Annotated in this window: 2 protein-coding genes and 1 pseudogene; all 3 read left to right on the top strand. The window is 70.7% G+C overall.

The genetic code is table 11. The annotated features are described in order from the left end of the window. The first annotated feature begins 178 nt into the window (after positions 1–178). On the top strand, positions 179–775 hold the full coding sequence (locus tag H5J33_RS26420; RefSeq protein WP_181797359.1) for an SRPBCC family protein: 597 nt from the start codon (positions 179–181) through the stop codon (positions 773–775). 37 nt (positions 776–812) lie between these two features. After that, positions 813–3,125 (top strand): FdhF/YdeP family oxidoreductase, encoded by a 2,313-nt coding sequence (locus H5J33_RS26425; protein ID WP_181797360.1) that lies wholly within the window; start codon positions 813–815, stop codon positions 3,123–3,125. Between the two features lie 215 nt (positions 3,126–3,340). Next, positions 3,341–3,457, top strand: a pseudogene (locus H5J33_RS37815) (AraC family transcriptional regulator); the annotation flags it as partial. Positions 3,458–3,948 lie beyond the last annotated feature (491 nt).

Consider the following 3,948-nt stretch of genomic DNA (forward strand, 5'->3'; position numbering starts at 1 on the left):
GCGGCGTTCCTTTCCGTGCCCGGGGTCCGGCGCTCTTCTCGCGGTCGGGTCCGCGCCCAGGGACGCCGGTGCGGTCGGGTGAGTCGAAACCCGGGATCGGGGAACCGGAAGTGGTGCCCTCACCCATGAGGGGGAGGGCGGGTGCCCGGGCGCCCGGCTTTCTCACCGGAAGAGGACCATGATGGCGCACGAAGAGGACGACGGGCGCACCGGCGGCGACGGCGTCACACGCCGCCGTCCGCTGCGTGAGCGGCATGTCGAGGAGACGGTCGAGGTCGCGGTACCGGTCCGCACGGCCTACAACCAGTGGACGCAGTTCAAGACGTTCCCGCGCTTCTCGGCCCTGGTGCGCGGCGTCGAGCAGGTCAGACCCACCGTCACCGCGTGGACCATCGGCTACGGCCCGCTGCGCCACCGCTTCCTGGTCGAGATCGTGGAGCAGGACCCCGACGCCTACCTGGCCTGGCGTGGTCTGGAGCAGCGCCCCACCCACGAGGGCGAGGTCGAGTTCAGGGCCACGGGGTCCGGCGGCACGGCGATCACGGTCCGGATGCTGCTGCGGCCGCACGGGGCCGGGAAGGTCCTCACCCGCTCCCCCGGGGTCACGGGGCTGGCCGCCCGGCTGGTGCGCGCCGAACTGGTCGACTTCAAGCACTTCATCGAAGGGCTCGGCCAGGAGGGCGGCGCCTGGCGCGGCACCATCCGCAACGGCCGCGTCCAGCACGACACCCCGGAACCGCCCAGGAGCCGTGTCGCCCAGTGGCCCGTCGGCTGACCCGCCCACCCGCACACGGCAAGAGAAAGGCCAAGCGATGCAGAACCCGCCCGGTCAGGAGCCGGAGACCGCCCTCTCCGTGACACCGCCGAAGAAGTGGGCGGCCGGGGTCCCCGCCGTCGTGCACGCGCTGGAGTACTCCCTGGAGCAGACCTCCCCGCGCAAGACCGGGGTCGACCTGCTCACCATGAACCAGGTGGGCGGGACCGACTGCCCCGGCTGCGCGTGGGCCGACCCCGCCCCGGGCCGGCGCCATCGCAACGAGTACTGCGAGAACGGCGCCAAGCACATCAACGACGAGGCCACGACGCGCCGGGTCACCGCCGGCTTCTTCCGCGAGCACAGCGTGTCCGATCTGGCCGGCCGTTCCGACATGTGGCTCAACCAGCAGGGCCGGCTCACCGAGCCGATGATCAAACGGCCCGGATCGGACCACTACGAGCCCATCGGCTGGAACGACGCCCTGGGCGTACTCGCGCAGGAACTCAAAGGGCTGGACTCGCCCGACGAGGCGGTCTTCTACACCTCCGGCCGGGCCGGCAACGAAGCCGCTTTCGTCTTCCAGCTCTTCGCCCGGGCCCTGGGCACCAACAACCTGCCCGACTGCAGCAACATGTGCCACGAGTCCAGCGGCTTCGCCCTGAACGAGACGCTCGGCGTCGGCAAGGGCACCGTGAGCCTCGACGACCTCCACCACGCGGACCTGATCTTCCTGGTGGGGCAGAATCCGGGCAGCAACCACCCGAGGCAGCTCTCGGCCCTGGAGGAGGCCAAGCGCAACGGCGGCCGCATCGTGGCGGTCAACCCGTTGCCGGAGGCGGGGCTGCGGCGCTTCAAGAACCCGCAGAAGCCGCGCGGGGTCGTGGGGCGGGGCACCCAGATCGCCGACCGCTTCCTGCACATCAAACCGGGCGGGGACCTCGCCCTGTTCCAGGCACTGAACCGGCTGCTGCTGGAGGCGGAGGACGCGCGTCCCGGCACCGTCCTGGACCACGACTTCATCAACGCCCACACCTCCGGCTTCGAGGACTTCGCCCGGCACGCCCGCACCGTCGACTGGGACGACGTGCGTGCGGCGACGGGACTGACCCGCGAGGAGATCGAGAAGGTCCGCGACGAGGTCCTGGGCAGCGAACGCGTCATCGTGTGCTGGGCGATGGGCATCACCCAGCACAAGCACGGCGTGCCCACCATCCGGGAGATCGTCAACTTCCTGATGCTGCGCGGCAACCTGGGGCGCGCGGGCACGGGCGCCTGTCCGGTGCGCGGCCACAGCAACGTCCAGGGCGACCGCACCATGGGCATCTGGGAGCAGATGCCGGACACCTTCCTGGACGCCCTGCAAAAGGAGTTCGGCTTCGACCCGCCGCGCCCGCACGGCCTGGACTCGGTGAACTCGATCAAGGCGATGCTGGAGGGCCGCGTCAAGGTGTTCCTCGCCCTGGCCGGGAACTTCGTGCGCGCGGCGCCCGACAGCGAGGTCACCGAGAAGGCGATGCGCTCGTGCCGGCTGACCGCCCACATCTCCACCAAACTCAACCGCTCGCACACCGTCTGCGGCGACACCGCCCTGATCCTGCCGACGCTGGGGCGCACCGAGCGTGATGTTCAGGCCAATGGCGAGCAATTCATCACCGTCGAGAACTCCATGAGCGAGGTGCACACCTCCCAAGGGCGGCTCGAACCGGCCTCGCGCATGCTGCTGAGCGAAGTCGCCATCCTGTGCCGGCTCGCCCGGCTGACCGTCGACGGCGTGGGGGACATCCCCTGGGCCAGGTTCGAGGGCGACTACAACACCATCCGCGACAGCATCTCCCGGATCGTGCCGGGCTTCCACGACTTCAACGCCCGGGTGACCCGTCCGGGAGGCTTCCAGCTGCCCAACCCGGTCAACGAGGGCGTGTTCAGGACCGAGACCGGCAAGGCCCGGTTCACCTGCAACGAGCGGGTGGTCCCGCTGGCCCCCCAGGGGCACCTGCTGTTGCAGACCCTGCGCTCGCACGACCAGTGGAACACCGTCCCGTACACCGACAACGACCGCTACCGCGGCATCCACGGCAGTCGCCACGTCGTCCTGGTCAACCCCGCAGACCTGTCCGAACTCGGCCTCGCCCCAGGCGACCGGGTGGACCTGGTGAGCGTCTGGGAGGACGGCACCGAGCGCCGGGCGGAGAACTTCGCGGTCGTGTCCTACCCGGCGGCCAAGGGTTCGGCCGCCGCCTACTACCCGGAGACGAACGTCCTGGTGCCGCTCGACAGCGTCGCCGACATGAGCAATCAGCCCACATCGAAGGGCATCGTCGTCCGCCTGGAACCCACGGGCGACCGGTCCCGGCCGGCACCCGTCTGACCGGGATCCGGACGGCCCCCCCGGGGCGGGGCCTGCGGACGCAGGGCGGTGGCGTGCCGACGGCCGGACAGCCCGGCCACTACTGCGACGATGCTTCGGGTGCGGGTACCTGCCTTGGCCCGGAACCGGCGTCGTGAACCGCCAAGCGGTGACCGGGCGGAGCAGCGACGACGGCCGTGCCTTCCGGTGCGAGACCGAGCGGGTTGTCAACCGGACCGGTCGAGTCGATCTCCAGCGCGGTCGGATACGGCTCTCCGCACGCTGTCAGCCGTGCCTTCAGACGCGCCCGGGGCACTGCCCCGGGCGAGTACCGTTCTCGACTTCGCAAGTGATCCGGGCTCGGGAGGCCAGCACCAGTCGGGTGCCCCCGTGCCCACATCGGCACGAGCGATACGCGACATCTCGAGCGTGCGAGCCCACCGATCCCCACGGCCGAAAGCAGCCGACGCACCGACACCCGACAACGCACTTGGCTGATGAACGCCGGCCACGAGTGCACCTCCGCCTTGGGGGCTGGCGATGACACACAGCCGCCACGACTGCCCGAACCGCGCGAAGACGTAGCAGCTCACCGTGTTCGTGCGCCGCCAGGTCGCTCATGCACCGGATCCTCGGACGACGTGGGTGCCTGCCGGAACGCCTCCGGCCAAACTCGTCTGCGCCCTGTCGAAGGGCCCTTACCGGTCCTCGAGAGGGCGCCGCGTTCCTTCGCGGCCAGCCGCGACGTCGGCCCGTCCGGCCTGGACTATGTCGTCGGTGTCCGGGTCGTCCACGGTCCCGGCCCGGCGGCGGCGGGCAGTTGGTCGAGCCGCTCCCACTCCGC

It is taken from the genome of Streptomyces sp. WELS2 (assembly GCF_013870595.1).
Classification (GTDB): domain Bacteria; phylum Actinomycetota; class Actinomycetes; order Streptomycetales; family Streptomycetaceae; genus Streptomyces.